Source organism: Hydrogenophaga taeniospiralis (genome assembly GCF_020510445.1).
Classification (GTDB): Bacteria; Pseudomonadota; Gammaproteobacteria; order Burkholderiales; family Burkholderiaceae_C; genus Hydrogenophaga.
On the sequence record NZ_JAHBAG010000001.1, the window covers coordinates 1,026,466 to 1,051,553 of the forward strand.

The 25,088-nt window shown below is 68.2% G+C and carries 25 protein-coding genes; 12 read left to right on the plus strand and 13 right to left on the minus strand.

The window, feature by feature from the left end; translation table 11 throughout:
• Both KIH07_RS05055 and KIH07_RS05060 read left to right on the plus strand, forming a co-directional pair.
• On the plus strand, positions 1-1,344 hold the full coding sequence (locus KIH07_RS05055; RefSeq protein WP_226490934.1) for a sensor histidine kinase: 1,344 nt from the start codon (positions 1-3) through the stop codon (positions 1,342-1,344).
• Positions 1,345-1,491: 147 nt separating this feature from the next.
• On the plus strand, positions 1,492-2,250 hold the full coding sequence (locus KIH07_RS05060; RefSeq protein ID WP_226490935.1) for a sulfite exporter TauE/SafE family protein: 759 nt from the start codon (positions 1,492-1,494) through the stop codon (positions 2,248-2,250).
• Positions 2,251-2,271: 21 nt separating this feature from the next.
• Here KIH07_RS05060 and KIH07_RS05065 read toward each other — a convergent pair whose 3' ends face one another.
• A complete protein-coding gene (locus KIH07_RS05065) occupies positions 2,272-2,472 on the minus strand; it encodes a hypothetical protein (RefSeq protein ID WP_226490936.1) in 201 nt (66 codons plus the stop codon).
• Between the two features lie 12 nt (positions 2,473-2,484).
• Positions 2,485-2,679: a hypothetical protein gene (locus KIH07_RS05070; protein ID WP_226490937.1), complete on the minus strand. Its 195-nt coding sequence runs from the start codon at positions 2,677-2,679 to the stop codon at positions 2,485-2,487.
• Between the two features lie 224 nt (positions 2,680-2,903).
• On the opposite strand from KIH07_RS05070, the gene KIH07_RS05075 reads away from it, so the two are divergent.
• Positions 2,904-3,584, plus strand: coding sequence for a hypothetical protein (locus KIH07_RS05075; protein ID WP_226490938.1), 681 nt, complete (start codon positions 2,904-2,906; stop codon positions 3,582-3,584).
• Positions 3,585-3,586: 2 nt separating this feature from the next.
• A complete protein-coding gene (locus KIH07_RS05080; protein ID WP_226490939.1) occupies positions 3,587-5,068 on the plus strand; it encodes a hypothetical protein in 1,482 nt (493 codons plus the stop codon).
• A 67-nt stretch (positions 5,069-5,135) separates the two neighbouring features.
• Here KIH07_RS05080 and KIH07_RS05085 read toward each other — a convergent pair whose 3' ends face one another.
• From KIH07_RS05085 to KIH07_RS05115, 7 genes are all read right to left on the minus strand, one after another.
• Entirely contained in the window at positions 5,136-6,761 is a 1,626-nt protein-coding gene (locus tag KIH07_RS05085; RefSeq protein WP_226490940.1) for a type IV secretion system protein, read from the minus strand.
• A 62-nt stretch (positions 6,762-6,823) separates the two neighbouring features.
• A complete protein-coding gene (locus KIH07_RS05090) occupies positions 6,824-7,438 on the minus strand; it encodes a type IV secretion system protein (protein WP_226490941.1) in 615 nt (204 codons plus the stop codon).
• A gap of 11 nt (positions 7,439-7,449) precedes the next feature.
• Positions 7,450-7,833 (minus strand): hypothetical protein, encoded by a 384-nt coding sequence (locus KIH07_RS05095; RefSeq protein WP_226490942.1) that lies wholly within the window; start codon positions 7,831-7,833, stop codon positions 7,450-7,452.
• A gap of 462 nt (positions 7,834-8,295) precedes the next feature.
• Complete coding sequence (gene mrdA, locus KIH07_RS05100) at positions 8,296-10,272, minus strand: penicillin-binding protein 2 (protein ID WP_226490943.1); 1,977 nt, start codon at positions 10,270-10,272, stop codon at positions 8,296-8,298.
• Between the two features lie 157 nt (positions 10,273-10,429).
• A complete protein-coding gene (gene mreD / locus KIH07_RS05105; protein WP_226490944.1) occupies positions 10,430-10,960 on the minus strand; it encodes a rod shape-determining protein MreD in 531 nt (176 codons plus the stop codon).
• Positions 10,957-11,907 carry a rod shape-determining protein MreC gene (gene mreC, locus KIH07_RS05110; protein ID WP_226490945.1) on the minus strand — a complete coding sequence of 317 codons (951 nt, stop codon included), beginning with the start codon at positions 11,905-11,907 and terminating at the stop codon, positions 10,957-10,959. Before mreC ends, mreD begins: the two co-directional genes overlap by 4 nt.
• Positions 11,908-11,959: 52 nt before the next feature.
• Positions 11,960-13,003 carry a rod shape-determining protein gene (locus tag KIH07_RS05115; protein WP_068169816.1) on the minus strand — a complete coding sequence of 348 codons (1,044 nt, stop codon included), beginning with the start codon at positions 13,001-13,003 and terminating at the stop codon, positions 11,960-11,962.
• A 265-nt stretch (positions 13,004-13,268) separates the two neighbouring features.
• Here KIH07_RS05115 and gatC point away from each other — a divergent pair, with 265 nt between their 5' ends.
• Genes gatC through gatB form a run of 3 tightly spaced genes read left to right on the plus strand, consistent with a single transcriptional unit; the run spans position 13,269 to position 16,524 of the window.
• Positions 13,269-13,568 carry an Asp-tRNA(Asn)/Glu-tRNA(Gln) amidotransferase subunit GatC gene (gene gatC, locus KIH07_RS05120; RefSeq protein WP_226490946.1) on the plus strand — a complete coding sequence of 100 codons (300 nt, stop codon included), beginning with the start codon at positions 13,269-13,271 and terminating at the stop codon, positions 13,566-13,568.
• Positions 13,565-15,061 carry an Asp-tRNA(Asn)/Glu-tRNA(Gln) amidotransferase subunit GatA gene (gene gatA / locus KIH07_RS05125; protein ID WP_226490947.1) on the plus strand — a complete coding sequence of 499 codons (1,497 nt, stop codon included), beginning with the start codon at positions 13,565-13,567 and terminating at the stop codon, positions 15,059-15,061. The genes gatC and gatA overlap by 4 nt, the downstream gene beginning before the upstream one ends.
• 2 nt (positions 15,062-15,063) lie before the next feature.
• Positions 15,064-16,524 (plus strand): Asp-tRNA(Asn)/Glu-tRNA(Gln) amidotransferase subunit GatB, encoded by a 1,461-nt coding sequence (gatB, locus tag KIH07_RS05130; protein WP_226490948.1) that lies wholly within the window; start codon positions 15,064-15,066, stop codon positions 16,522-16,524.
• A 25-nt stretch (positions 16,525-16,549) separates the two neighbouring features.
• On the opposite strand, the gene KIH07_RS05135 is transcribed toward gatB, so the two are convergent.
• Together KIH07_RS05135 and pyrE are read right to left on the minus strand one after the other, a co-directional pair.
• Positions 16,550-17,248 carry a DUF4124 domain-containing protein gene (locus KIH07_RS05135; protein ID WP_226490949.1) on the minus strand — a complete coding sequence of 233 codons (699 nt, stop codon included), beginning with the start codon at positions 17,246-17,248 and terminating at the stop codon, positions 16,550-16,552.
• 7 nt (positions 17,249-17,255) lie between these two features.
• Positions 17,256-17,972: an orotate phosphoribosyltransferase gene (gene pyrE, locus KIH07_RS05140; protein WP_226490950.1), complete on the minus strand. Its 717-nt coding sequence runs from the start codon at positions 17,970-17,972 to the stop codon at positions 17,256-17,258.
• A 10-nt stretch (positions 17,973-17,982) separates the two neighbouring features.
• Between pyrE and KIH07_RS05145 the strand changes: the two genes are divergently transcribed.
• Positions 17,983-18,774, plus strand: coding sequence for an exodeoxyribonuclease III (locus KIH07_RS05145; protein WP_226490951.1), 792 nt, complete (start codon positions 17,983-17,985; stop codon positions 18,772-18,774).
• A 160-nt stretch (positions 18,775-18,934) separates the two neighbouring features.
• On the opposite strand, the gene KIH07_RS05150 is transcribed toward KIH07_RS05145, so the two are convergent.
• A complete protein-coding gene (locus tag KIH07_RS05150; protein ID WP_226490952.1) occupies positions 18,935-19,426 on the minus strand; it encodes a hypothetical protein in 492 nt (163 codons plus the stop codon).
• 88 nt (positions 19,427-19,514) lie between these two features.
• Positions 19,515-21,185 (minus strand): phosphoglucomutase (alpha-D-glucose-1,6-bisphosphate-dependent), encoded by a 1,671-nt coding sequence (gene pgm, locus KIH07_RS05155; RefSeq protein WP_226490953.1) that lies wholly within the window; start codon positions 21,183-21,185, stop codon positions 19,515-19,517.
• A gap of 332 nt (positions 21,186-21,517) precedes the next feature.
• On the opposite strand from pgm, the gene KIH07_RS05160 reads away from it, so the two are divergent.
• From KIH07_RS05160 to KIH07_RS05175, 4 genes are read left to right on the plus strand one after another with little or no spacing between them, the layout of a single operon-like run.
• Positions 21,518-22,255 carry an endonuclease/exonuclease/phosphatase family protein gene (locus tag KIH07_RS05160; protein ID WP_413465797.1) on the plus strand — a complete coding sequence of 246 codons (738 nt, stop codon included), beginning with the start codon at positions 21,518-21,520 and terminating at the stop codon, positions 22,253-22,255.
• Complete coding sequence (clsB, locus tag KIH07_RS05165; protein WP_226490955.1) at positions 22,252-23,466, plus strand: cardiolipin synthase ClsB; 1,215 nt, start codon at positions 22,252-22,254, stop codon at positions 23,464-23,466. Before KIH07_RS05160 ends, clsB begins: the two co-directional genes overlap by 4 nt.
• Positions 23,463-24,425 carry a lysylphosphatidylglycerol synthase domain-containing protein gene (locus tag KIH07_RS05170; protein ID WP_226490956.1) on the plus strand — a complete coding sequence of 321 codons (963 nt, stop codon included), beginning with the start codon at positions 23,463-23,465 and terminating at the stop codon, positions 24,423-24,425. Before clsB ends, KIH07_RS05170 begins: the two co-directional genes overlap by 4 nt.
• 29 nt (positions 24,426-24,454) lie before the next feature.
• Positions 24,455-25,087, plus strand: coding sequence for an MBL fold metallo-hydrolase (locus tag KIH07_RS05175; protein ID WP_226490957.1), 633 nt, complete (start codon positions 24,455-24,457; stop codon positions 25,085-25,087).
• Position 25,088 lies beyond the last annotated feature (1 nt).

A 25,088-nucleotide genomic window follows, 5' to 3' on the forward strand; every position in this document is an offset into this window, starting at 1 on the left:
ATGAGCAAGCCCCGTTCTCCCAGCCCCTTGCCCACCGTGCCGATGGAGGGTGTGGACGAGTCCACCTGGCTGGACGTGATCCAGAAGATGGACGAGGTCTACACGCGGCTGATCGACGACGAGGTGGAGCTGGAGAAGAAGAACACAGAGCTGGAGCAGTCGCAGCAGTTCATCTTCAGCGTGCTGACCTCCATGTCGGACGTGCTGGTGGTGTGCGACGAGGGCGGCCTGATCGAGCAGGCCAACGCCGCGCTGTGTGAGCTGGTGGGCCGCTCCGAGGAGCGGTTGCGCGGCACGCGGCTCTACGAGCTGCTGGCCGATGACGCCAGCGTGGGCGCGGCGCGCGCGGCGATGGAGAAAGCCGACGCGCCGCGCGCGGGCGAGGCGATCGAGCTCAACCTGCTCGATCAGCAGGGCCAGGCGATCTCGGTGGACGCGAACTGCACGCCGCGCATCGGCGGCAACGGCCGGCGCGTGGGCACCGTGTGGGTGGGCCGGCCCACGGCCGAGCTCAAGCGCGCGTACCACGAGATGCGCGCCGCGCACGAGGCCCTGAAGCGCACCCAGCAGCAGCTGCTGCATTCGGAAAAAATGGCCTCGCTCGGCCAACTGGTGGCCGGCGTGGCGCACGAGCTCAACAACCCGATCAGCTTCGTGCTCGGCAACGTGCACGCGCTGCGCAAGTACTGCGACCGTCTGCAGACCTACATGGCCGCGCTGCACGCGCACGAGCCCGAGCCGGTGCTGCAGGCGCTGCGGCAGAAGCTGCGCATCGAACACCTGATGAGCGACTTGCCCTCGCTGATCGAAGGCACGCTCGAGGGCGCGCAGCGCACCGCCGACATCGTGCACGGCCTCAAGCGTTTTTCGGCGATGGACTCGGAAGAGCGTGTGCCGGTGAACCTGGTCGAAGTGATCGAGCGCGCGATCCACTGGGTGCAGAAGGGCCGGCCGACGCCGGTGGACGTGCGCTGGCAGGCGGGCGCGCCCTGTACCGTGATGGGCAGCGCGGGCCAGTTGCAGCAGGTGATGATGAACCTGCTGCAGAACGCGTTCGATGCCGTGGGCGGCCCCGGGGTGGTGTCGCCCTGCGTCTGGGTGAGCCTGGTCGGTGGCGCGGACCCGGTGCGGGTGTGCGTGCGCGACAACGGACCGGGCATTCCGCCCGAACACCTGCTGCGCATCTTCGATCCCTTCTTCACCACCAAACCGGTCGGCAAGGGCACGGGCCTGGGCCTGTCCATCAGCTACGGCATCGTCGAGCAACACGGCGGGCGACTGAGCGCGCGCAACGCCGAGGGCGGTGGGGCCGAGTTCGTGCTGGAGCTGCCCCAGGCGCAGTGACGCTGAACGCCGTACGGCAGCAGCCAACCCTTCACCGGAGCACGTGTCCGAACCCAGCACACGCCGAAGATCCGGCTCCGCCGGTCCAAGGGCGTGGTCCCCCTGGGGGGAAGCCGCGCAGCGGCGCAGGGGGGTGACAATCCTTGCATGGAATTGCTGCTCGTTTCTATTGCTTCGCTGTTCGCCGGTTTTGTTGACTCGATCGTCGGCGGCGGTGGCCTGATCCTCGTCCCGGCGCTGTTCGCGGTGTTTCCCAACACCCACCCGGCCACGCTGTTCGGCGTCAACAAGGGCGCGTCGATCTGGGGCACGGGGGTGGCCACGCTGCAGTACGCGCAGCGGGTGCAGATGCCCTGGCGCGCGCTGTGGCCCGCCGCGCTGGTGTGTTTCGCGGGCTCCATGCTGGGCGCCTGGACCGTCACGGTGATCTCGCCCGACTTCCTGCGCCGGGCGCTGCCGCTGGTGCTGCTGGGTGTGCTGGCCTACACCCTGGCGCGCAAGGACCTGGGCCGCCACCACACGCCGCACTTCACCGGCCGCCAGGAGGCTTTTGCCGCAGCCACGCTGGGCGCGACCATCGGTTTCTACGATGGCTTCTTCGGCCCCGGCACCGGCAGCTTTTTCGTGTTCCTGTTCGTGCGCTGGCTGGGCTACGACTTCCTGCACGCCAGCGCCAGCGCCAAGCTGCTCAACACCACCTCCAACCTGGCGGCGCTGATCCTGTTCGCGGCCAAGGGCCACGTCTGGTGGCATTTCGCGCTGGTGATGGCCGTGGCCAACGTGGTCGGCAGCCTGCTCGGCACGCGGCTGGCGCTCAAGCACGGCAGCGGTTTCGTGCGCGCGGCCTTCATCGTGGTGGTGACGGCGCTGATCCTGAAGACCGGCTACGACGCCTGGATGAGGTAGGGCCGCGAAGCGGTGGGGGCTTCAGACCTGCTGGCAGAGCATGTGGGGCTGCTCCCAGCCCGAACCGTAGCGCGGCCAGTCGACCAGCACGCCTTCATCGGTCTGGGCCATGACGCGGCCGTCCAGGCGGTCGATGCTGCCTTTGTTGAAGCGGTTGACGCGGGCCCCGGTGGTAAACCGGGGCGTTTTGGTGTCGAACAGGGATTTGAGGAAGTTCAGCATGGCATTTCTCGCTCAGTAAGCACCAGAACTGTTGTGCCCACAGTGGGCTTGGTCCCAACGGCGCTGCATGTCTTCCAACTGGGTGAGGCTGGTTGCCGTGCTGAGGTAAGTCTCCAGCTCGTCGGACGTGCCGGCGGTGGCGCGGTTGAAAAAGTCGCGGATGGTGCGGGTCACGCGGGACCACAGGGATTCGGTGTTGGTGTTCATGATGCTTCTTTCTGTATGGGACTAGGGTTTACCCTAATCATAAAGATCTTCACCATGAAAGCCAATGTCATAAGTCATGCTAATTGAGCATCGGGTGCCACTCCCCAAGGCATGAAAGGGGACGAGGGCTGCGTGGCCACTGGCGTTGTTTTAAGCAGGCCTTCCCGGGTGCCGCTCCTGAACACAGGTAGACTGAGTCCAAAAGTTCTCAAAGGAGGTTCCCCTTGTTGTTCAAACACCGACTGCCACTCGCCCTGTGCCTGAGCCTGACGCTGTGGGCCACGGGCTGCCAACCCCAACCCACCACGGAGCCAACGATGACACCGGCTGTCCCAGCGAGTCCCGGCGCAGGCAAGAACGACAAGTCCGCGCAACAACACCTCTACCGCCTCAACCCCACGCCCAAACAGGGCTACGAGATCGTGCTGACCATCCAGGACGCGCCGGGGCCGTTCAAGAAGATGGGCTGGAGCGCGCTGTACCAGGCCAAGGGCTGCAATTACGTCGTCAACGACTTCGCCGGTGTGCGGGGGGAGCCGGAACACACGGTGGTCCTGCCCTTCACCGAGCGGCCCGACGGCAGCTATGCCGCCACGGTCTACCTCGACGCCATGCTCGACGAGGACTACTACGGCAATGGGGTGTGCCAGTGGACGCTGACGGGTGTGGGGCCTTGGGTCATGGCTACTGGATCACCCGCAGAAACCTTGTTTGCCACCGATCTGTCTCCCGAACAGTTGTTGGCAGAGCAGTCAGTGCAATTGTTTTATTGGAAAGGCTACTACCCTCAAAGCAAGGTCGATGGATTCAAGACTTGGGGTAACAGCACGCGGGAGCAGTTTGCATCGGAGACTCGCGACAACCTCTTCTCCATGACGCTGACGCCTAAAAAGGTGCAGCCATGAGCATGAGCAGTCAAGACTACGCCGACTTGGCACTGGACTCTTACGCCAGCCGAGCGGTGACGCTCAAGGGCGAGAGGCCCGCGACGATAGGTGGCCACAAATACAGGATCCTCGATCACCACGACAACCCGCGTACCGGCTACCAGGGCAGCATCTACCAGCGGGTGGATACCAACGAAATCATCGTCGCCCACCGCGGGACGGAGTTTGATCGCGAGGCCCTCAAGGACGGGCTGTTCGCCGACGGTGGCATGGTACTCACTCGTTCTAACTTGCAGGCGACCGACGCGATCGCGTTGACCCAAAAGGCGCTGCAGCTAGCCCAAGAAAAATCCAATGGAGAAGGTGGCTCTGCGCCTCCCGTCACCGTCACCGGCCACTCCCTGGGCGGCACGCTGGCCCAGGTGACAGCCCACCACTTCGACCTGCGCGGAGAGACCTTCAATGCCTACGGCGCCACCAGCCTGGGCCTGCGCATCCCGGCCGGGGGCCACTCGGTCACCAACCACGTCATGGCCGGCGATCTGGTCAGCGCCGCCAGCGCCCACTACGGCCAGGTCAAGGTTCACGCCACGCCCCAGGAGATCCAGACCCTGGACGCCCATGGCTACGACAACAAGACCCACTGGAGCGACCCCCTGCGTGGCCGCGGTCCCATCCAGTTGGCCACCGGATTCACCCCGCCCACCACCACGGCCGCCGCCATTGCCATGGCCGACAGCCACAAGATGCACCACTTCGCCAGCGTGGATGCCCACGGCCGGCCCGACCGCTCCGTGCTGGAGGACCCGGCCACCGTGCAGCGCGCGCAGGACAACGCCACGCGCATCGGCGAGTACCGGCGCGATGTGCAGGGCATGCGCGGCGTCATCACCGCCGTCGGTCGAGGGCCCGTGGGCAACGCCCTGGATGCCGTGGACGCCCTGCGTGGCCCACTGCCTCCCGGTGAACCCGCCCGACGCGAGCGCGAAGCCGATGCGCCGTCGGCCCAGCCATCGCCCTCTGTGACCCGCCCGCGGGCTGCGGGCCCGGTGGACCAGGGTCCGGCGTTGGAAGGCCAAGCCGCAGCCGGCGTCCCCGAGCAGCGGACCCTGGCCGCCGGGCCGGAGCTCTCACGGGTTTCCCAGGCCCTGCTGAGCGACAGTCAGCGCGAAGTGCGCCAACTCGCCACCACCCACCACCTGCCCTGGGACCGGGGCCTGGACAACACCGTGTGCTCGCTGGCCTGCTGCGCGCGGGAAAACGGCCTGAGCGGCATCAACCTGCTGCGGGTGAACAACGGCCAGATCCGGTTTGGCCAGCACGAGCACGGCCTGCTCAAGGACGGCGTGCTCGACGCCCGGCAAGCGGCCAACACGCCGGCCACCGAATCGCTGTCGCGGCTGGCCGTGCTGGACCAGCAGGCCAGCCTGGAGCCCCGCAACGGGATGCAAGCGGGTTGGGCGCAGACGCCTGTTCACGAACCGCAGTTGCGCGCGATGTGAGCCTGCCCAAACGCGGGCAAGGGCCTGAGGGGCCCTTGCATCGTGTGGGGCCGCAGGAGGCGCTGCGTCAGGGTCGGCGCACCGTCTCCACGTTCGGCGCGTGGCGGATGTTCGGTCGCTGCGGCGACGCCTGATTCGCGTTCCGGGCCAGGGTTGCCGGCGTGGCATGCACGGGCGTCGTGGATGCTGGACCGCTGGCCGTTGACGGATGGCCCACAGGGGCAGCCGCGGTCGCCGTGGACCCCACCGGTGCCGGTGCCGGGGCCCTCGCGCCACCGGCTCCTCCGTGCACGCCCAGATGCCCGCCGCTGCCGAGCGCCGGATCGCGGATCACCGCATCTTCAATGCTGTCCGCCGATGAAACCCGGCTGGACTCGCTCCGGCCGCCGGATGCGCCGCCGCGGAATTCGTTCGTGCTTTGCCGTTGATGCAGCCCCGCCAGCGTCGTGTGGTCCGAGGGCTGGTTCGCCAGACCCCGCAAGCCCTGGCCCAACATCGCCCCCGAACGGGCTCCACCGCCGGCCTCGGCGTCGGGCCCCGCCAGGCTTCTGGAGCGCGCAAGCAGTTCCTGGTTGTTGAGGGCGGCAAAGTTGCCCTGGCCCGCGGCCTCGTTGTGGTCGCCACGGCTTCCTGGGGTGCCATTCCCCAGGGCCGGTTGCCCGCCCGGCATGCCACCGAGCGCACCCATCAGCCCAGCGCCTTGCGAGGTCTGCGCCGCCATGGCGCTGCCGCCGCCCATGGCGCCCGCCATCGCACCCGCCGCGAACGACGCCCCCGAGTTGAAGAACTGCATGATCAGCGGTGGGATCAGCATCACCAGCATGCTGGACAACACGCCCATGGCGCTCATGCGCAAGGCGCTGTTCGCCATATCGATCGACCCCGCGTCACCCAGGGCGCCGTTGATGTAGAAGGCCGCCAGCACCGACCCGCCGTAGAACATCGTCATCTTCAGCAGCACGCCCGAGAGCAGGGCCAGCACCGCCAGCGACACCATCGTGCCCAGCAGGAACTTCGCCCACGACCAGAACATGCTGGCCGTCTGCTGAAACAGCAGGAAGAAGATGAACAGCGGCGACAGCATCACGGCCAGCGTGATCGAGATCTCCGCCATCATCGCCAGCACCGAGACCAGCATGGCCGGCCCGCTCTGGCCGATCATCCCGGACAAGGAGGTCAGCACATTGCCATTGGCCCCCACCTGCTGACCGCCCACCAGGCTGTTCACCAGCACGTTGAACACCTGCGCCAGGGCCAGGTTGAAGTCGATGATCTGATAGACGTCGTTCCCTTCGCCCACGATGGCCGCCGTGATCAGTCCCTGGACATCGAGCACCGTGTCGGCGATCACGGGCGATTTGGTGGACAACAGGGTCACCAGCGACAGGATGAACACCATCTTGCCCGTCTTGAAAGCCAGTGCCAGCACGGGCTGGCGGTTCGTGCCGGAAATCAGCGTGAACCCCTGGACCATCACCCAGACCGTCATGATGGCCGTTGAAAGATACGCCAGGGCCGTACCCAGCCGGGACGCGACCAGCTCGCGGTAGGTGCCGATCAACATGTCGTCGATCAGGTACTCGCGGATGCTGCACATGAACACAGCGTCGTCGATCATCTTGACGTACTTGGGGTCCAGCAGGCCCAGCGCCGCCAGCAAAAAACCCGGAACAGCGGCATCGCCACAAGTCATGGAATCACCTCACCTGATGTTGTTGTGTATGAGAATCTGGTGGAAGCGGCCGGGCCGTACCCTCACCAGCTTTTGGGGGGCTTGACGAAGGGCACCGCCCCGAAACTCACTGCGGCATTGGGCGGGCGGGTATCGGTGGCCCGGCGCGCCTCGGCCATCTGCATCTCGTACATCTTCTCGCGCTGCTGGTAGCCGTCGCGCAAGGCCTCGAGTTGCATGGCGTCGTTCTGCATGTGGGCCTGCAGGCCCTGCAGTTCGAACTCGTAGCGCTGGAGCACACCAGCTTCGTCCTTGGCATCTTTGGCATCGGAGATCAGCTTCTTGATCTCGGTGCGCCGTGCGTCGATCTTGACGAGGATGGCCTCGGTCTGTTCCAGGGTCTTGAGGCGCAGGTTGCGAAGCCCCAGGCAGGCGTTGTGGTGGTTGGCGTTGAGCTTCGGGTCGCCGCAGTCGGCGACGGTGCCGATGTACTTGGTGGGGTCGGTGGGTGCCTTGGTCTCGAACTTTTCGCTCAGGATCGCCTGTTTGTCGAACTCGGAAAGCTTCTTGTCGCCGATGGATGCGACCTTGTTGATCTTGATGAGCTCCTTCTTGACCGCATCGTCATAGACGGCCCACTGTGCCGATGCCGATGAAGTCACCACCAGCGCCAAAAGGGGCAGCAGAGTTTTCAACATGAGGTTCCCCTTCAAACAAAGAGCCGCGTCTCTGAACTGGCGCGGTTGTCCCAATATGCGGAAGTGATGACGGCAACCGTGTCACCTTGCTGCACATGAAAGCTAACGTCGAGCAACTCCGAGCCGGCTTGCCAGCGCAAGAGACCGCCGCTGGAGGCGGTGTTTCCGCTATATGGCGCAAACCCCACCAACGCGATCACGTCTTCCTTCAGCATGCCCGGCTCCAGCTTGTCAAAGGCCTCGCGCAGGTTGCTCGAAGACCCCCCGTCGTCTCCGCCACTGCCCCCGCCACAGGCGCTCAGCGCCAGTGCCGCTGCGCCGGCGAGCGCCAGGCGCGCCCATTGCCGCCGGTGGATGGGATGGTGGTGGGGTGTCCGGGTGGTTGGGTGATCCATGGTGAGTCCTCCTGAAGTTGTGTGGATGGGTGGTGATGTTCGAAAGAGCAGGGTGCCGACGCGCGCCATCACCGGCGTGCGCATCCGGGTTTCTGGACGGGTATGGGCGGGGAGGGCGCCATGTGCTGAAGATCAGCGCCAAGGGGCGCTGTGGGGCGATCCGCGTCGCCCGCTGTCCGTGCGACGGGGCGGCCGCAGCCCCATGGGCCCGCAGCGTGCGCCACTGGGCCGAGCGCCCGCAGACACGCGCCCATGCTTGGTCGTTTCATCGTTTTCCTCCCTGCAACCCTGCATCGAAACCGTCGTGCAGCGGCTGTGCGACGTCATGCGACGCCGGGCAGGATCGTATCCCAGCCGATGGTGAGATCGGCGAAGAGAATACTTTTTGTTGCTATTTTGAGCCGGAAGCGGGCACCGGGCCGCCACCCACACCCCTCTCGCCCGGGCCAGGCGAGCGGGCCGTTATGGGGCCGTGGCGGGTGACGCCAATGGCGCAGGCGGCCACGGCATCGCGCTGGCCTTGAGCGGCGTGCCGATGGGGGCGCTGGCCTCGCCGCGTTGCACCGCCGCCAGATCCTGCGGGTTGGGGTACTGGTCGAGCAGCAGGTAGTCGAACACGCGCCGCGCGATGGGCGCGGCGTGGGCGGCGCCGAAACCGGCGTTTTCCACCACCGCGGCGATCGCCACGCGGGGGTTGTCCACCGGGGCGAAGGCGATGTAGAGCGCGTGGTCGCGCTGGTGTTCTTCGAGCTTGCGCGCGTCGTAGCGGTCTTTCTGCCCGATGGTCACGGCCTGGGCGGTGCCGGTCTTGCCGCCGCTGGCGTAGCCGGCGCCGGCGAACACGCGCGTGGAGGTGCCTTCGATGGTCACGCCCTGCATGGCGCGCAGCACGGTGCGCACGTTCTCGGGCTTGTAACCCAGGTTGACGGTCTCCTGGGCCGGCAGCAGGCTGCGCTCGCGCGTCAACACGTTTTCGATCGCCAGCGCCACGTGGGGCGTGTGCTTGGTGCCGCCGTTGGCCAGGGTGGCCATGGCGTGGGCGAGCTGCAGCATGGTGAAGTTGTTGTAGCCCTGCCCGATGCCCAACGAGATGGTTTCGCCCGCGTACCAGCGCTGGTGTTCGGGCCGCTTGTAGGTGGCGCGTTTCCAGGCCTGGCTGGGCAGCACGCCGCGCACTTCGCCGCGCAGGTCCAGCCCGGTGATCTGGCCAAAGCCCAGCGGCTCCATGAAGTCGTGCATGGCGTCCACACCCATCTCGTTGGCCAGCGAGTAGTAGTAGACGTTGCTGGACTTCACGATGCTGCGGTACATGTCCACCGCGCCCAGGCCGCCGTCGCCGTGGCTGCGGAAGCGGTGGTTGCCGAACATCCAGTAGCCCGGGTCGTTGATCACGGTTTCGGCGCTGCGCTTGCCGGTTTCCAGCGCGGCCAGCGCCATGAAGGGCTTGTAGGTCGAGCCCGGCGGGTAGGTGCCCCGCAGCGCGCGGTTGAGCAGGGGCTTTTCCAGCGACTCGTTGAGCAGCTTCCAGTTGTCGGTGTCGATGCCTTCGACGAACAGGTTGGGGTCGAAAGTGGGTTTGCTCACGAAGGCGAGCACCTCGCCATTGCGCGGATCGATCGCCACCAGCGCGCCCCGGCGCTCGCCGAACATGTCCTCGACCAGTTTTTGCAGCTGGATGTCGATCGACAGCACCAGGGTGTTGCCCGGGGTGGCGGGGATGTTGGCCAGTGAGCGCACGGCGCGCCCCCCAGCCGAGGTTTCCACGCGCTCGAAGCCCGTGACGCCGTGCAGCTCGCGCTCGTAGCTCTGCTCGGCGCCCAGCTTGCCGATGTGCTCGGTGCCGCGGTAGTTGGCCTGCTCGTCCTCGGGCCAGTCCTCGATGGACTCCTTTTCCCGCTGGTTGATGCGCCCGATGTAGCCGATCACGTGGCTGGCCACCTCGCCGTTCGGGTACTGGCGCAGCAGCCGCGCACGCACCTCCACGCCGGGGAAGCGGTAGCGCTGCACCGTGAAACGGGCCACCTCCTCGTCGCTCAGCCGGGTGCGGATGGGCAGCGAGTCGAACTGTCTCGACTCTTCCAGCAGCTTGCGAAAGCGCCGCTTGTCGCGCGGCTGGATCTCCACCAACCCGGACAAGGCCTCGATGGTGGCGTCCAGATCGTCCACCAGGGACGGGGTGATCTCCAGGGTGTAGGCCGAGTAGTTGGTGGCCAGCACGCGGCCATGGCGGTCCAGGATCTGGCCCCGGTTGGGCACCACCGGCAGCACCGCCGTGCGGTTGCTCTCGGCCTGGGCCAGCAGATCGTCGTGGCGCGTCACCTGCAGGTAGACCATGCGCGCGGCCACCAGCCCGAAGGCGAACACCACCGCCAATCCCGCCACCAGCACCCGGGTGCGGAACTGCGCCAGGTCGGCCTCGACGTTGCGGATCTCGGTCATGCCGTTTGCCCGGCCCGGCCACGGGCGCAGGATGGACGGTCCGGCGCGGGATGTCTTGCCCTGGATGCGGTGGAACCGCCCTTCGACAGGCTCAGGACGGGCCACTCGCATCGCCCCCCCGCCAGGGGGGTGACGCCGAAGGCGGCGCGGGGGGTGTTCATAGAGGTCGGTTGTCGTCGGGGTTCGGCGCGCGCCGCTGCGGCGCGAGCAACAGCACGCTGGCCACGGGCCAGAGCGCGGCTTCGATGAACGGGGCCAGGAAAACCGGCCAGCCCGGAAACGTGCCACCCGAAGCCATGCGCACCAGCAGCACCAGCACTTGCGCGCAAAGGAACAGCGGCAGCACCTGCACCGCCTGCGTCGGCACCCCGAACCACAGCAGGCGCCGGTGCATGAAGATGGCGAAATAGCCCATCACGGTGTAGGCCAGCGCGTGCTGGCCGAGCAGGGCGCCCTGGTGCACATCCATGGCCAGGCCAAAGGCAAACGCCACGCCCACTCCGATGCGCAGGGGCTGGTGCACGCTCCAGAACACCAGGGCCACGACCAGCAGATCGGGCGTCCAGGCCGCGCGCCCCCACAGGCCGATGTTCATCAGCATGTTGAGCATCAGGGCGCCGAGCAGGCTGAACCAGATGAAAGCCGGGTTGGCGGGCAGCAGCAACTGCTGACCAGGGCGCATGATCATGGCGCTGCGCTCCTGCCGCCGGGCGAGTCGAGCGGCCCGCCACGGCGCGGCCGGCCGGCCGGCTCCTGCGGGGGCGGCGCGGGAGGCAGCGTGTGCGCCAGCGGCGACAGCACCAGCACATGCAGCGTGCCTTGCGTGCGGGCCAGCGGCGTGCACACGACCCGGGCGAAGGACGACTCGGCGCGCTTTTCCACCCGCGCCACCCGCGCCACCGGCAGGCCCGGCGGGTACACCCCGTCCACGCCACTGGTGGTCAGCAGGTCGCCCGCCTCGATGTCGGCGCTGGCCAGGGTGTAGCGCAGCTCCAGGCCATCGCCGTCGGAAGAAGGCTGGCCGAACGCCACGTCACGCACGCTGGTGCGCGTGTTGAGCACCGGGATGGCCTGATCCCGGTCGGTCAGCAGCGTGACCTCGGACAGCAGCGGGTAGACGCGCGTGACCTGGCCCAGCACGCCGCTTTCGTCGATCACCGGTGAGCCGGCCTCGATGCCATGGGTCTGGCCACGGTCGATCACGACCTTGCGCGAGTACGGGTCGGCCGCGTCGTACAGCACCTGGGCGCCGGTGGCCTGCGCGCTGAGGCGTTCGCGCATGGCCAGCAGCTCGCGCAGGCGCTGATTTTCGAGCTGGAGCTGCTCCAGCTGCAACGCGTTGCCGGCCTGGGCCGCCAGCCGCTGGAGTGCTTCGCTTTCGTTTTGTTGCGCCCGGTGCAGGGACGTGAGATACCCCCCGGCCGTGCCCACCGCCTGCACCGGTTGCAGCACCAGCCACTGCACCGGGTAGAGGGCGGTCGCCATGGCCGCGCGCACCGGCGCCGCGAGCCGGAAGCGCATGTCGGCCACCATCAGGAACAGCGCGACCGCGCTGAACACCATGAGCTTGGACATGGCCGACGGCCCCTGCTTGAAAAAGGGGGGCGGTGTGCGGTCCAGGGTGCCCAGTGGCATGTCGGGGAAGGCTCGCGGGTGGGGTGGTCAGGCCGGAAGCCGGCGCGGGGGCTTATTCGCTGGTGAAGATGGTGCCCAGGCGCTCCATGCGCTCCAGGGCCATGCCGCAGCCGCGCACCACGCAGGTCAGCGGCTCTTCGGCCACCAGCACCGGCAGGCCGGTTTCTTCGGCCAGCAGGCGGTCCAGGTCGCGCAGCAGCGCGCCGCCGCCGGTGAGCATCATGCCGCGCTCGGCGATGTCGGCACCCAGCTCGGGCGGCGTGTGTTCCAGCGCCATCTTGACGGCCGAGACGATGTTGTTCAGCGGGTCGGTCAGGGCTTCGAGGATCTCGTTGCTGGAAATGGTGAAGCTGCGCGGCACGCCCTCGGAGAGGTTGCGGCCTTTGACTTCCATTTCCTTGACTTCGGAGCCGGGGAAGGCCGAGCCGATGTTCTTCTTGATCGCTTCGGCGGTGGGCTCACCGATCAGCATGCCGTAGTTGCGGCGGATGTAGGCAATGATGGCGTCGTCGAAACGGTCGCCGCCCACGCGCACGCTGCCCTTGTAGACCATGCCGCCCAGGCTGATGACGCCGACTTCGGTCGTGCCGCCGCCGATGTCCACCACCATGGAGCCCGAAGCATCGGACACCGGCAGGCCGGCACCGATGGCCGCGGCCATGGGTTCTTCGATCAGGTAGACCTCAGAAGCGCCCGCGCCCAGGGCCGACTCGCGGATGGCGCGGCGCTCGACCTGGGTCGAGCCGCAGGGCACACAGATGATGATGCGCGGGCTTGGCTTGAACATCGAGCGCGGGTGCACCATCTTGATGAACTGCTTGAGCATCTGCTCGGTGACGGTGAAGTCGGCGATCACGCCGTCCTTCATCGGGCGGATGGCCTCGATGTTGCCGGGCACCTTGCCCAGCATGGCCTTGGCTTCGTGGCCGACCGCCTGGATGGTTTTTTTGCCCTGGGGCCCGCCTTCGTGGCGGATCGAAACCACCGACGGCTCGTCGAGCACGATGCCTTTGCCACGGACATAAATCAGGGTGTTGGCGGTGCCGAGGTCAATGGCGAGGTCGGTCGAAAACTGCCGACGAAAGGCTTCAAACATGGTGCAAAAATCCTGTGGGGCATGGCAGCAGCTTCGTGCGGCCATCGCCTGGTGTCTAAACGGGGAGGTCGGGTGTTAAGTCTTTGATTCAGCGACAAAAACCGTTTCGGAGCAGGAATTGCCGTTAAACCTTGGATAATACCGCATCCCCTGTGCATAACTGCGCGCATCCAGGGGGCAAATCTTCACTTTACACCCCGTTTCGGCGCCCTTTGGGCACGGTTGAGCGGGCTTCTTTTTTCTTTCACCGGAACCGAGTCCAGCCATGTCCCTGACCCTGTCCGACATCGGGCGCATCGCCAACCTGGCGCGCCTGGAGCTGTCCGACCCGCAGAGCGAGCGCATGCTCAGCCAGCTCAACGGCTTTTTCGACATCGTCGAACAGATGAACGCGGTCGACACCACCGGCGTGGAGCCGTTGGCCCATCCCACGGCTGTGATCGACCACGTGAGCCTGCGCCTGCGCCCCGACGTGGCCAGCGAACCCAACAACCGCGAAGCCAACCAGAAGAGCGCACCCGCCGTCGAGCGCGGTCTGTTCCTCGTGCCCAAGGTGATCGAATGAGCCAGCCCGATATCCATCAGATGGGCGTGGCCGAACTGGCCGACGCTATTCGCCACAAGAAGACCTCCAGCGTCGAAGCCGCCCAGCACCTGCTGGCGCGTGCACAGCAGCACGCCGGCCTGGGCGCCTACCTCGCCTTCAACGAAGACCTGACGCTCGCGCAGGCCAGGGCCGCCGACGCCCGCGTGGCCGCCGGCGAGCGTGGCCCGCTACTCGGCGTGCCGCTGGCGCACAAGGACATCTTTGTCACCCATGGATTCCCCACCACCGCCGGCAGCAAGATGCTGGCCGGTTACCAGAGCCCGTTCGACGCCACCGTGGTCGCCAACCTGGCCACCGCTGGCGCCGTGACCCTGGGCAAGCTCAACTGCGACGAGTTCGCCATGGGTTCGGGCAACGACAACTCGGCCTACGCGCCGGTGCACAACCCCTGGGACACGGCCCGCGTGCCCGGTGGCTCCTCCGGCGGCTCGGCCGCCGCCGTGGCCGCGCGCCTGGTGCCCGCCGCCACCGGCACCGACACCGGCGGCTCGATCCGCCAGCCCGCCAGCTTCACTGGCATCACCGGCATCAAGCCCACCTACGGCCGCTGCTCGCGCTACGGCATGGTGGCCTTTGCCTCCAGCCTCGACCAGGCCGGCCCGATGGCGCGCAGCGCCGCCGACTGCGCCACGCTGCTGACGGCCATGGCCGGCCCCGACATCGACCGCGACTCCACCAGCCTGGACCACCCGGCCGAGGACTACACGCGCCTGCTGGGGGCGCCGCGAGAGGGCGCTTCGGCTGCGATGCCGCTCAAGGGCCTGCGCATCGGCCTGCCCAAGGAGTTTTTTGGTGAAGGCTGCGCGCCCGACGTGCTGGCCGCCGTGCGCGCCGCGTTGGCCGAATATGAAAAGCTGGGTGCCACGCTGGTGGACATTTCGCTGCCGCGCACCGAGCTCTCCATCCCGGTCTACTACATCATTGCGCCGGCCGAGGCCAGCTCGAACTTGAGCCGATTCGACGGCGTGAAATTCGGGCACCGCGCCGCACAGTACGGCGACCTGACCGACATGTACAAGAAGTCGCGCAGCGAAGGCTTCGGGCCCGAGGTGCAGCGCCGCATCATGATCGGCACCTACGTGCTGAGCCACGGCTACTACGACGCCTACTACCTGAAGGCGCAGCAGATCCGCCGCCTGATCGCGCAGGACTTCCAGCAGGCCTTCACCCAGTGCGACGTGATCGCCGGCCCCGTGGCACCCACCGTGGCCTGGAAGATCGGCGAGAAGAGCGACGACCCGGTCGCCAACTACCTGGCCGACATCTACACCCTGTCCACCTCGCTGGCCGGCCTGCCCGGCATGAGCGTGCCGGCCGGCTTCGGCGCGGCCAACCTGCCGGTGGGGCTGCAACTGGTGGGCAACTATTTCAAGGAAGGCGAGTTGCTGCAAGCCGCCGATGCATTCCAGCGCGCGACGGACTGGCACACCAAGACGCCGGAGGGCTTCTGAACATGAGCGACAAAAAGCAAGCTTCCCTGCTGGTGCAGGGCTACGAGGTCGTGATCGGCTTCGAGACCCACGCCCAGCTGGCCACGAACAGCAAGATCTTCAGCCGCGCGCCCACGGCGTTTGGTGCCGAACCCAACACGCAGGCCTGCGCGGTGGACCTGGCCTTGCCGGGCACGCTGCCGGTGATGAACCGCGGCGCGGTGGAACACGCCATCCGCCTGGGCCTGGCGCTGGGTTCGCACATCGCCGAGCAGAGCGTGTTCGCACGCAAGAACTACTTCTACCCCGACCTACCCAAGGGCTACCAGATCAGCCAGTTCGAGATCCCGGTGGTGCAGGGCGGCGAGGTGAGCTTCTTCCTCGGTGACGAGAAGAAGACCGTGCGCCTGGTGCGCGCGCACCTGGAAGAAGACGCCGGCAAGAGCCTGCACGAAGAGTTCCACGGCATGAGCGGCATCGACCTGAACCGCGCCGGCACGCCGCTGCTCGAGATCGTGACCGAGCCCGACATGCGCTCCAGCGCCGAGGCCGTGGCCTACGCGAAAGAGCTGCACAAGATCGTGACCTGGATCGGCATCTGCGACGGCAACATGCAGGAAGGCAGCTTCCGCTGCGACGCCAACGTCTCGGTGCGCAAGCCCGGCGCGCCGCTGGGCACGCGCCGCGAGATCAAGAACCTGAACAGCTTCAAGTTCATGCAGCAGGCGATCGACTACGAGATCCGCTGGCAGATCGAGCAGATCGAGGATGGCCATGCGATCCAGCAGGCCACCGTGTTATTCGACCCGGACACCGGCGAGACCCGTGCCATGCGCACCAAGGAAGACGCGGCCGACTACCGCTACTTTCCCGACCCGGATTTGCCGCCGCTGGTGATCGCGCGCGACTGGGTGGAGCAGGTGAAGGCCGGCATGCCCGAGCTGCCACGCGCCATGGCCGAACGCCTGGTGGCCGAATACGGCCTGCCCGAGTACGACGCCACCACGTTGACGCAGAGCCCGGCCATGGCCACCTACTTCGAGACCGCGGCCAAGGCCTGTGGTCAGGCCAAGCTGGTGAGCAACTGGATCATGGGCGAGGTGTCGCGCCGGCTCAATGCCGAAGAGCGCGACATGGCCGAGGTGCCGGTGAACGCCAAGCAGCTGGCTGCGCTGATCGGCCGCATCGCCGACGGCACGGTGTCGAACAACGCCGCCAAGCAGGTGATGGACGCGCTGTGGAGCGGCGAGGGCAGCGACATCGACGCTGTCATCGAGGCCAAAGGCCTCAAACAGATGAACGACTCCGGCGCGCTGGAAAAGATCATCGACGAGGTGATGGCCGCCAACGCCGACAACGTGGCCCAGTTCCGCGCCGGCAAGGACAAGGCGTTCAACGCGCTGGTCGGGCAGGTCATGAAAGCCAGCAAGGGCAAGGCCAACCCGCAGCAGGTCAACGACCTGCTGCGTCAGAAGCTGCAATAAGCCGGCAGCGCTGGCGCGCGCTGCGTCAGCGCTGCGGCACCGCGGCGTTGCTGGCCGCGGCGTTGCCGCCCCAGAGCTGGCGCAGTTTGGCCAGCTCTTCGTCGAAACGCGCGTTGATGCGCTTCTTCTCCTGGGTCTGTTCTTCCAGGAAACGTTTCTGCACCTGCATCTGCTGCGCGTTGTCTTCGACCTTGCGCTGCAGCGCGAGGGGCGCCTTGCTCGGATCGCTCTGGTAGAACTCCAGCTCGGCGCGGATGTCTTTGCGCTGTTGTTCCAGCGCCTGTTCGCGTTTGTGCACCGCGTCCACGACCTCGTCGATCTGGGCCAGTGCCTCGGCGCGCGCCTTGTCGTGCAGGGCCTGGTTGGGAAAGCGGATCACCAGGGCGCGGTCGCGGCGTCTTTCTTCGGCCACGCGCGCGCGTTGTTCGTCTTCGGCCTTGCGTTGGGCGGCCATCTGGGCCCGTTCTTCGGCGGTGTAGCTCGGTGGCACCACGCGCCGCACCAGGCCGGTGCCGTCCAGCTCACGCTGTTCACGGTCCAGGCACTCGACGATGGGGCGGTCCGAGGTGATGCGCCGGCCCTTGCCGTCGACACAGGTGTAGATCTCGCTGGGCCGGGTCTGCTGCGCCAGGGCACCCATCGACACCACCACACCGGCCAGCATGGGCAGACCGGTGCGGATCAGGCGTCGGCAATGAAAAGGGGAGCCGGGTAGGGAAAGCACGTCGTCCTCAAGCCACACCGTAGCGCTGGCGGTAGGCCAGCACGCGCTCGTGATGAGCCCCAAGCCCCCCACCGGTGTGTGTGGCCAGATACTGCAGCAAATCGGCCAGCCTCGCAATGGCGCAGACCTGCAGGCCGAGCTGCTGTTGCACGTATTGCACCGCACTGTGGTCCACGTCACGCACGGTGCCGTCCGGGCCGGCTTCGGTGGCTTTTTCCTGGCGGTCCAGCGCGATCACCACCGCGTGGGGCGTGGCCCCGGCCGCCTGGATCAGCGCGATCGACTCGCGCGCGGCGGTGCCGGCGCTCATCACGTCGTCCACGATCAGCACCCGGCCCCGAAGCGGCGCGCCCACCAGCGAACCCCCTTCGCCGTGGTCTTTCGCTTCCTTGCGGTTGTAGGCGAAGGGCACGTTGCGCCCGAGCCGCGCGAGCTCGATGGCGACCGCCGCGCCCAGCGGAATGCCTTTGTAGGCCGGGCCGAAAATCATGTCGAATTCGATGCCGCTGTCGAGCAGGGCTTTTGCATAGAATTGCGCGAGCCGACCGAGCTTGGCGCCGTCGTCGAACAGGCCGGCGTTGAAGAAGTAGGGCGAGAGCCGCCCGGCTTTGGTCTTGAACTCGCCAAAGCGCAACACGCCCGAGTCCACGCAGAACTGCACGAAATCCTGCGCCAGCGCGCTGCTTTCGACACCGGCCGCCGCCGGGCCCGTTTCCAACACCATGGGGAATTCCTTGTTCAAACTGACCAGCCTCAACCTCAACGGCATCCGCTCCGCCAGCACCAAGGGGCTGGAGGCCTGGCTCGCCGGGCACTCGCCCGATTGTATTTGCGTGCAGGAAGTCAAGGCCCAGGCGCCCGATGTGAGCGGGCGCTTCGAAGCGATCGCGGGCCTCAAGGGGCATTTCCATTTCGCCGAGAAAAAGGGCTATTCCGGCGTGGCGGTGTACACCCGCCACGAACCGAGCGACGTGGTGATCGGGTTCGATCGCGGCGAGTTCGATGCCGAAGGCCGCTATGTGGAGCTGCGTTTCGACACCCCCCGTGCCAAGCGTTCCATCATCAGCGTGTACTTTCCCAGCGGTTCCTCCGGCCCGGAGCGGCAGGAAGCCAAATACCGCTTTCTGGAACTGATCTACCCGCACCTGATGGCGCTCAAGGGCCAGCGCGACTTCATCGTCTGCAGCGACGTGAACATCGCCCACCAGAACGCCGACCTGAAGAACTGGCGCAGCAACCAGAAGAACAGCGGCTTCCTGCCCGAAGAGCGCGCCTGGATGACCCGGCTGCTGAACGACGGCGGCATCGTCGACGTGTACCGCCGCCTGCAGCCCGACACCACCGACACCTGCTACACGTGGTGGAGCAACCGGGGCCAGGCCTACGCCAACAACGTGGGGTGGCGGCTGGACTACCACCTCGCCACCCCGGCGCTGGCGGCGCTGGCGCGCTCGGAGGCGATCTACAAGGGCGAGAAGTTCAGCGACCACGCCCCCATCACCATCGAGTACGACCTCGACCTGTGAGAAGGGCGCGCCGCCAGAGCGGGTTTCTCCGTGGCTGCGCCCAACGCGACCTGCAACGCATGAAGTGACCCAGCCCAAGGGCACCGCCGGGCCGGCTTTGCCGGACGGCTGGTGCCGCCCCCTTGAGGGGGTCGCGCGCAGCGCGGCGGGGGTGGTTCTCCTAAACCAGCGCCGACTCCGGCAGCAGCTTGGCCAGCCGTTCGCTGATGGCGTCGGCCCGCTCGGTCCCCGCCATTCGCTCGATGTCGAGCAGCATGCGCCGGCTGACCGCCAGCATGGTGTCCACGTCTTTCGCTTCCCGCAGCGCATCGCGGTGGCGCAGCGCCAGCTGGGGGTCGCGTGGGGCGAACATGCGCTCGCTCAGGTCGAACAGGAACATGCGGGCGCTGGCCAGGGAGCGTGGCCCGGAAAAGCTGTCGGCCGAGACCTTGCGCTCGGGCGGCGCGGCGCCCGCCGTCGTGCGCACCTCGGTGATGTAGCCCTGGGCCAGCAGCTGCGCCACGATGGCGCGGCCCAGCCCGCCAAACAGCTGGTGCAGTTCGCCGGTGGGGCGCTGGCCATCGGTCATCAGCAGCACGGCGCGTTCGCGCTGGCCCAGCGTGCGTGCGCCGGGCTGCACTTCAGCCCGGCCTTTGTCGGTTTTGTTCAGCATGGCCATCCTCGGCGTTTCCAGGGACAGCTTGCATGATCGGGCGCTTGTGTGACGCCACGATGAAACGACGGCCGGTCTGGCGCCCGCCTCAGCCTTGGTCCGCCGCCAGCACCGCGTCCACCAACGCCTGCGCTTCTTCCAGCAGGCGCTGCAGGTGTTGCGGGCCGGCGAAGCTTTCGGCGCAGATGCGGTAGATGTCTTCGGTGCCGGACGGGCGGGCCACGAACCAGCCGCTGGCGGTGTTCACCTTAATGCCGCCGATGGCCGCGCGGTTGCCCGGGGCGTGGGTGGTGATGCGCTCGATGCGTTCGCCCGCGAGCATCTGGACTTTCAGGTCGTGCGCCGACAGGCCGGCCAGCCGGGCCTTCTGCGCGGCCGTGGCCGGCACCTGCAAGCGCTCGCTCAGGGGCTGTCCCAGCTCGCTGGCCAGCGCGGGGTAGCGGGCGCCCGGGTCCTGCCCGGTGCGTGCGGTGATCTCGGCGGCGAGCAGGGCGGCGGTGATGCCGTCCTTGTCGGTGGTCCACACGCTGCCGTCGCCGCGCAGAAAGCTCGCGCCCCCGCTGTCTTCCCCGGCAAAGCCGAGCGTGCCCTCCAGCAGGCCCGGCGCGTACCACTTGAACCCCACCGGCACCTCGTAGAGCGGGCGGTGCAGCCGGGCGGCCAGGCGGTCGATCAGCTGGGTGCTGACGACGGTCTTGCCGATGCCGGTGTGCTGGCCCCAGCGCGGGCGCAGCCGGAACAGGTAGTCGATCGCCACCGGCTGGTAGTGGCTGGCCGGCAGCAGACCCGAGCCGGGCGTGACGATACCGTGGCGGTCGTGGTCGGCGTCGCAGGCGAAGGCGATGTCGAAGCGCTGGCGCATGTCGATGAGGCGGCGCAGGGTCCAGGGCGACGAGGGGTCCATGCGGATGCGGCCGTCCGCGTCGAGCGGCACGAAGCCGAAGGTGGGGTCCACCGCGTCGCTGATCACGTGCAGGTCGAGTCCGTGGCGTTCGGCGATGGCGGCCCAGTAGTGCACGCCCGCGCCGCCCAGCGGGTCCACCCCGATGCGGACCCGGGCCTCGCGGATGGCCTCCATGTCGATCACGCTGGCCAGGCCGTTGACGTAGGCGTGCAGGAAGTCGTGGCGGTGGGTGGTGGGCGCGCGCAGCGCCTGGGCATGGCTCATGCGGTGCACGCCACCGAGCTCGCGTTCGAGCAGGCGGTTGGCCGTGTCTTCGATGCGCGCCGTGATCGCCGGCCCGGCCGGGCCGCCGTGGGGCGGGTTGTACTTCAGCCCGCCATGGCGCGGCGAGTTGTGCGATGGCGTGATGACGATGCCGTCGGCCAGGGCTTCGCCCGGCGGGCCCTGGCGCTGGCGGTTGTGCGCCAGGATCGCGTGCGACACGGCGGGCGTGGGGGTGGGCTCGTCGTGCGTGGCCAGCAGGGTGTGCACCCCATTGCCCGCCAGCACCTCCAGCGCGCTGGCGCAGGCCGGCGCCGACAGGGCGTGGGTATCGATGCCCAGGTACAGCGGCCCGGTAACGCCGTGTGCCCGGCGCTCCTGGCAAATGGCCTGCGTGATGGCCAGCACGTGCCATTCGTTGAAGCTGCCGTCCAGCGCCGAACCACGGTGCCCCGAGGTGCCGAAGACCACGCGCTGCGCGGGCTCCGAGGGGTGCGGCCGCAACTCGAAGTAGGCCGCGGTGAGCGCGGCCACGTCGATCAGCGTGTCGACGCCAGCGAGCTGCCCCGCCAAGGGGTTGAACCGTGCGGACATGTTCAGCCCCGCTGCGCCGCTTTCGCGGCCGGCGTGCGCGGCCCGCGCCGCGGGGTGGGGCGCGGGGTGGTCCGGTGTGGGGTGGTGGATGTCATGACGGAAAGATGGGTGCAAGCGTGGTTCGCGGGGCGAAAAACGTCTGTGCGATGACGCACAGTCGTGCGCTGCCCGACGCGCCAAGATGGGGCGCTGCCCGGGATTCCCCCCAAGGTTGCCCCCATTCACCCAGGAGCATGGCCAGTGGACTCAAGCCAACACCGGCGCAGGGGCCTTCCGTTGGCCCCACGCACTTCCCGCGCTGTGCCCGTCGTGCGGCTGAAAGCATGAGCGTCCTGCCGCCGTCGCGGTTCTTGCGCGTGTTGACCGTCAACATCCACAAGGGCTACAGCGCCTTCAACCGCCGCTCCGTGCTGCACGGCCTGCGCGAAGCGGTGCGCGCGGTGGGCAGCGACCTGGTGTTCCTGCAGGAGGTCGAAGGCGGCTCCAGGGCCGTGAGTGCGCAGTACGAATTCCTGGCCGACCAGATCTGGTCCGACCACGCCTACGGGCGCAACGCGGTGGCCGAGGGCCTGGACCACGGCAACGCGGTGCTCTCCCGCTTCCCGGTGCTGCACAGCGCCAACCACGACATGTCGCTGCCCGGCGTGGAGCCGCGCGGCCTGTTGCACTGCGTGCTGGCCATGCCCGACGGTCTGCCCGATCTGCAGGTGATGTGCGTGCACCTGGGGCTGAGGGAGTCGCACCGGCGCCACCAACTGGCGCGCCTGTGTGAAACGGTGCGGCGCGAGGTGCCCGCCGACGCGCCGCTGCTCGTCGCCGGCGACTTCAACGACTGGCGTTCCCGCGCCGATGCCAGTCTGGGCTCCTGCGGGCTTACCGAGGTGTTCCGCCACAGCCTGGGGGCGCACGCGCGCAGCTTTCCAGCCGGTTTTCCGTTATTGCGGCTCGACCGCATCTACGTGCGCGGCGTGGCGGCGGCCCGGCCGCTGCCGCTGCCGCTGCGGCCCTGGTCCCGGTTGTCCGACCACGCGCCGCTGGCCGCCGGCATCGATCTGCAGGAGGCGCCATGAACTCGCACTGGGTGCCCGGCAACCGCATCACGCTGCTGGAGAACGGCGAGGCCTACTTCCCGCGTGTGTTCGAGGCCATCGCCGCGGCCGAGCACGAGGTGCTGCTCGAAACCTTCATCCTGTTCGACGACAAGGTCGGGCGCGAACTGCAGCAGGCGCTGCTGCGCGCGGCCGGGCGCGGCGCCGTGGTGCATGTGCTGGTCGACGGCTGGGGTTCGCCCGACCTGCCGCCGTCGTTCACGCAGCCGCTGCTCGACGCGGGCGTGCGGCTGCGCAGCTTCGAGCCGGCCCGGCGCCTGCTGGGCGCGCGCGTCAACATGCTGCGGCGCATGCACCACAAACTGGTGGTGGTGGACGGCCGGCGGGCCTTCGTCGGCGGCATCAATTACGCGCTGGACCACCTGGCCGAGTTCGGGCCGCTGGCCAAGCAGGACTACGCGGTCGAGGTCGAAGGCCCGCTGGTGGGCCAGATCCAGGCCTTCTGCCGCGCCAACCTCGATGCGCCACAGCCCGCGCGCCAGGTGTGGCTGCAGCGCTGGCGCGCGATCCGCACCTGGAGCGGCGCGCTGGACGACGACGGTGACGGCGACGGCGCGGTGGCCGCCTTCGTCACGCGCGACAACCGCGGCCACCGCACCGACATCGAACGCCACTACCGCGCCGCGGTGCGCAGCGCGCGCGATCGCGTGCTGATCGCCAACGCCTACTTCTTCCCCGGCTACCGGTTCCTGCGCGACCTGCGCCACGCGGCGCACCGCGGCGTGCGGGTCGACCTGATCCTGCAGGGCTGGCCCGACCAGCCCTGGGTGCAGAAGGCCTCGGCGCTGCTCTATGGCCACCTGATGCGCGCCGGGGTGAACGTCTACGAGTACGGCGAGCGGCCGCTGCACGCCAAGGTGGCGGTGGTCGATGGACTGTGGGCCACCGTCGGATCGAGCAACCTCGACCCGACCAGCCTCAGCCTGAACCTGGAGGCCAACGTGGTGGTGCGCGACGGCGCGTTCGCCCGGCACCTGAGTCGGCGCCTCGAACACCTGATGCGGCACGGCTGCCAGCGCGTGCGGCAGCCCACGCCGGGACCGCTGCGCTCGGCCTGGATCGCGCTGCGCAGCCTGGTGGTGTTCCACGTCCTGCGCCGCTACCCGACCTGGGCGCGGCTCACACCCGTGCGCGCGCCCAAGGTCGTGCCCTTGCGGACCGATCCGAGATGAGGCCCTGGGTCCGCAGCGCCTGGTCGTGGTTCAAACGGGTGGCCCCGTGGGCGCTGGCGGTGCTGGTGCTCGTGCTGGTGGTGCGCCAGGCCCGCACGGTGGACTGGCCCGCGGTCGGGCAGGCGCTGCAGCAGATGCCGCCCGATCGGCTGGCGGCGGCGGCCGGCCTGGCGCTGCTCAGCCATGGCCTGTACGCCAGCTTCGACCTGATCGGGCGCCGGCTCAGCGGCCACCGGCTGTCGGCGCTGCGCACGCTCGGCACCGCCGCCATCAGCTACGCGTTCAACCTCAACGCCGGCTCGCTGGTGGGTGGCTTCGCCCTGCGGCTGCGCCTGTACACGCGCTGGGGTCTGTCGGTGGCGCAGGTGGCCCAGGTCATCGCGCACAGCATGGCGACCAACTGGCTGGGCTACCTGTGGGTGGGCGGTGTGGTGCTGCTGTGGGCGCCGCCCCGCCTGAGCGCCGGCTGGGCGCTGCCGGACCCGGCTTTGCGCGCCGCCGGGCTGGCGATGCTGCTGGCGGCGCTGGCCTACCCGGTGCTGTGCCGCTTCGTGCGCCCGCGCCGGCTGGTCTGGCGCGGCCAGTCGTTGACGTTGGCCAGCGCCCCCCTGGCGGTGTGGCAGTTGGTGGCGGGCGGCGCGAGCTGGCTGCTGATCGGCGCCACCGTCTGGAGCCTGTTCGGGGGCCGCATCGATTACCCGACCGTGCTCGGTGCCCTGCTGCTGGCGGCGCTGGCGGGCGTGCTGACGCACGTGCCGGCGGGCCTGGGCGTGCTGGAGGCGGTGTTCGTGGCCACGCTCGGTGGCCGGCTGCCGGTGGTCGAGGTGTTGGCCACGGTGCTGGCCTACCGCGCCACCTACTACCTGTTGCCGCTGGCGCTGGCCCTGCCCGCCTACGCGCTGAGTGAGGCGGCCGCGCGGCACCGCAACGGCGCGGCCGAGGCGTCGGCCCAACGATAATCCGGGCCACCCTCCGCCGGCCCAAGCCCATGTTGAAGTACCTCACCGTTCCCGTCACCGCGTTCGCGCAAAACTGCTCCATCGTCTGGTGCGACGAGACCCTGGACGCCGCCGTCATCGACCCCGGAGGCGACCTGGACCGCATCGAAGCCGAAGCCCGGCGCCTGGGCGTCACGCTCAAGGCGATCTGGCTCACCCACGCCCACATCGACCACGCCGGCGGCACGGCCGATCTGGCCCGGCGCCTGGCGCTGCCCGTCATCGGCCCGCACCCAGGCGACCAGTTCTGGATCGACGGCCTGCCGCAACAAAGCCAGATGTTCGGTTTCCCGCCCGCCGGCCCCTTCACGCCCACGCGCTGGCTCGCCGACGGCGACACGGTGCAGATCGGCAACAGCAGCCTCAACGTGCGCCACTGCCCGGGCCACACGCCGGGACACGTGGTGTTTCATTCGCCCGAGGCCAAGCGCGCGTTCGTCGGCGACGTGCTGTTCGCCGGCAGCATCGGGCGCACCGACTTCCCGCAGGGCAACCACGCCCAGCTGATCAGCAGCATCCAGCAGCGCCTCTGGCCCATGGGCGACGACACCGTGTTCATCCCCGGGCACGGCCCCGAAAGCACGCTCGGCGAAGAGCGGCGGTTCAACCCCTACGTGCGCTGAA

Excerpts from the sequence above, each read along its gene's own strand:
- KIH07_RS05055 (WP_226490934.1), top strand. The coding sequence starts at position 1 with ATGAGCAAGCCCCGTTCTCCCAGCCCCTTGCCCACCGTGCCGATGGAG.
- KIH07_RS05060 (WP_226490935.1), top strand. The coding sequence starts at position 1,492 with ATGGAATTGCTGCTCGTTTCTATTGCTTCGCTGTTCGCCGGTTTTGTT.
- KIH07_RS05065 (WP_226490936.1), bottom strand. The coding sequence starts at position 2,472 with ATGCTGAACTTCCTCAAATCCCTGTTCGACACCAAAACGCCCCGGTTT.
- KIH07_RS05070 (WP_226490937.1), bottom strand. The coding sequence starts at position 2,679 with ATGAACACCAACACCGAATCCCTGTGGTCCCGCGTGACCCGCACCATC.
- KIH07_RS05080 (WP_226490939.1), top strand. The coding sequence starts at position 3,587 with ATGAGCAGTCAAGACTACGCCGACTTGGCACTGGACTCTTACGCCAGC.
- KIH07_RS05085 (WP_226490940.1), bottom strand. The coding sequence starts at position 6,761 with ATGACTTGTGGCGATGCCGCTGTTCCGGGTTTTTTGCTGGCGGCGCTG.
- KIH07_RS05090 (WP_226490941.1), bottom strand. The coding sequence starts at position 7,438 with ATGTTGAAAACTCTGCTGCCCCTTTTGGCGCTGGTGGTGACTTCATCG.
- KIH07_RS05095 (WP_226490942.1), bottom strand. The coding sequence starts at position 7,833 with ATGGATCACCCAACCACCCGGACACCCCACCACCATCCCATCCACCGG.
- mrdA (WP_226490943.1), bottom strand. The coding sequence starts at position 10,272 with ATGACCGAGATCCGCAACGTCGAGGCCGACCTGGCGCAGTTCCGCACC.
- mreD (WP_226490944.1), bottom strand. The coding sequence starts at position 10,960 with ATGATCATGCGCCCTGGTCAGCAGTTGCTGCTGCCCGCCAACCCGGCT.
- mreC (WP_226490945.1), bottom strand. The coding sequence starts at position 11,907 with ATGCCACTGGGCACCCTGGACCGCACACCGCCCCCCTTTTTCAAGCAG.
- KIH07_RS05115 (WP_068169816.1), bottom strand. The coding sequence starts at position 13,003 with ATGTTTGAAGCCTTTCGTCGGCAGTTTTCGACCGACCTCGCCATTGAC.
- gatC (WP_226490946.1), top strand. The coding sequence starts at position 13,269 with ATGTCCCTGACCCTGTCCGACATCGGGCGCATCGCCAACCTGGCGCGC.
- gatA (WP_226490947.1), top strand. The coding sequence starts at position 13,565 with ATGAGCCAGCCCGATATCCATCAGATGGGCGTGGCCGAACTGGCCGAC.
- gatB (WP_226490948.1), top strand. The coding sequence starts at position 15,064 with ATGAGCGACAAAAAGCAAGCTTCCCTGCTGGTGCAGGGCTACGAGGTC.
- pyrE (WP_226490950.1), bottom strand. The coding sequence starts at position 17,972 with ATGGTGTTGGAAACGGGCCCGGCGGCGGCCGGTGTCGAAAGCAGCGCG.
- KIH07_RS05150 (WP_226490952.1), bottom strand. The coding sequence starts at position 19,426 with ATGCTGAACAAAACCGACAAAGGCCGGGCTGAAGTGCAGCCCGGCGCA.
- pgm (WP_226490953.1), bottom strand. The coding sequence starts at position 21,185 with ATGTCCGCACGGTTCAACCCCTTGGCGGGGCAGCTCGCTGGCGTCGAC.
- clsB (WP_226490955.1), top strand. The coding sequence starts at position 22,252 with ATGAACTCGCACTGGGTGCCCGGCAACCGCATCACGCTGCTGGAGAAC.
- KIH07_RS05170 (WP_226490956.1), top strand. The coding sequence starts at position 23,463 with ATGAGGCCCTGGGTCCGCAGCGCCTGGTCGTGGTTCAAACGGGTGGCC.
- KIH07_RS05175 (WP_226490957.1), top strand. The coding sequence starts at position 24,455 with ATGTTGAAGTACCTCACCGTTCCCGTCACCGCGTTCGCGCAAAACTGC.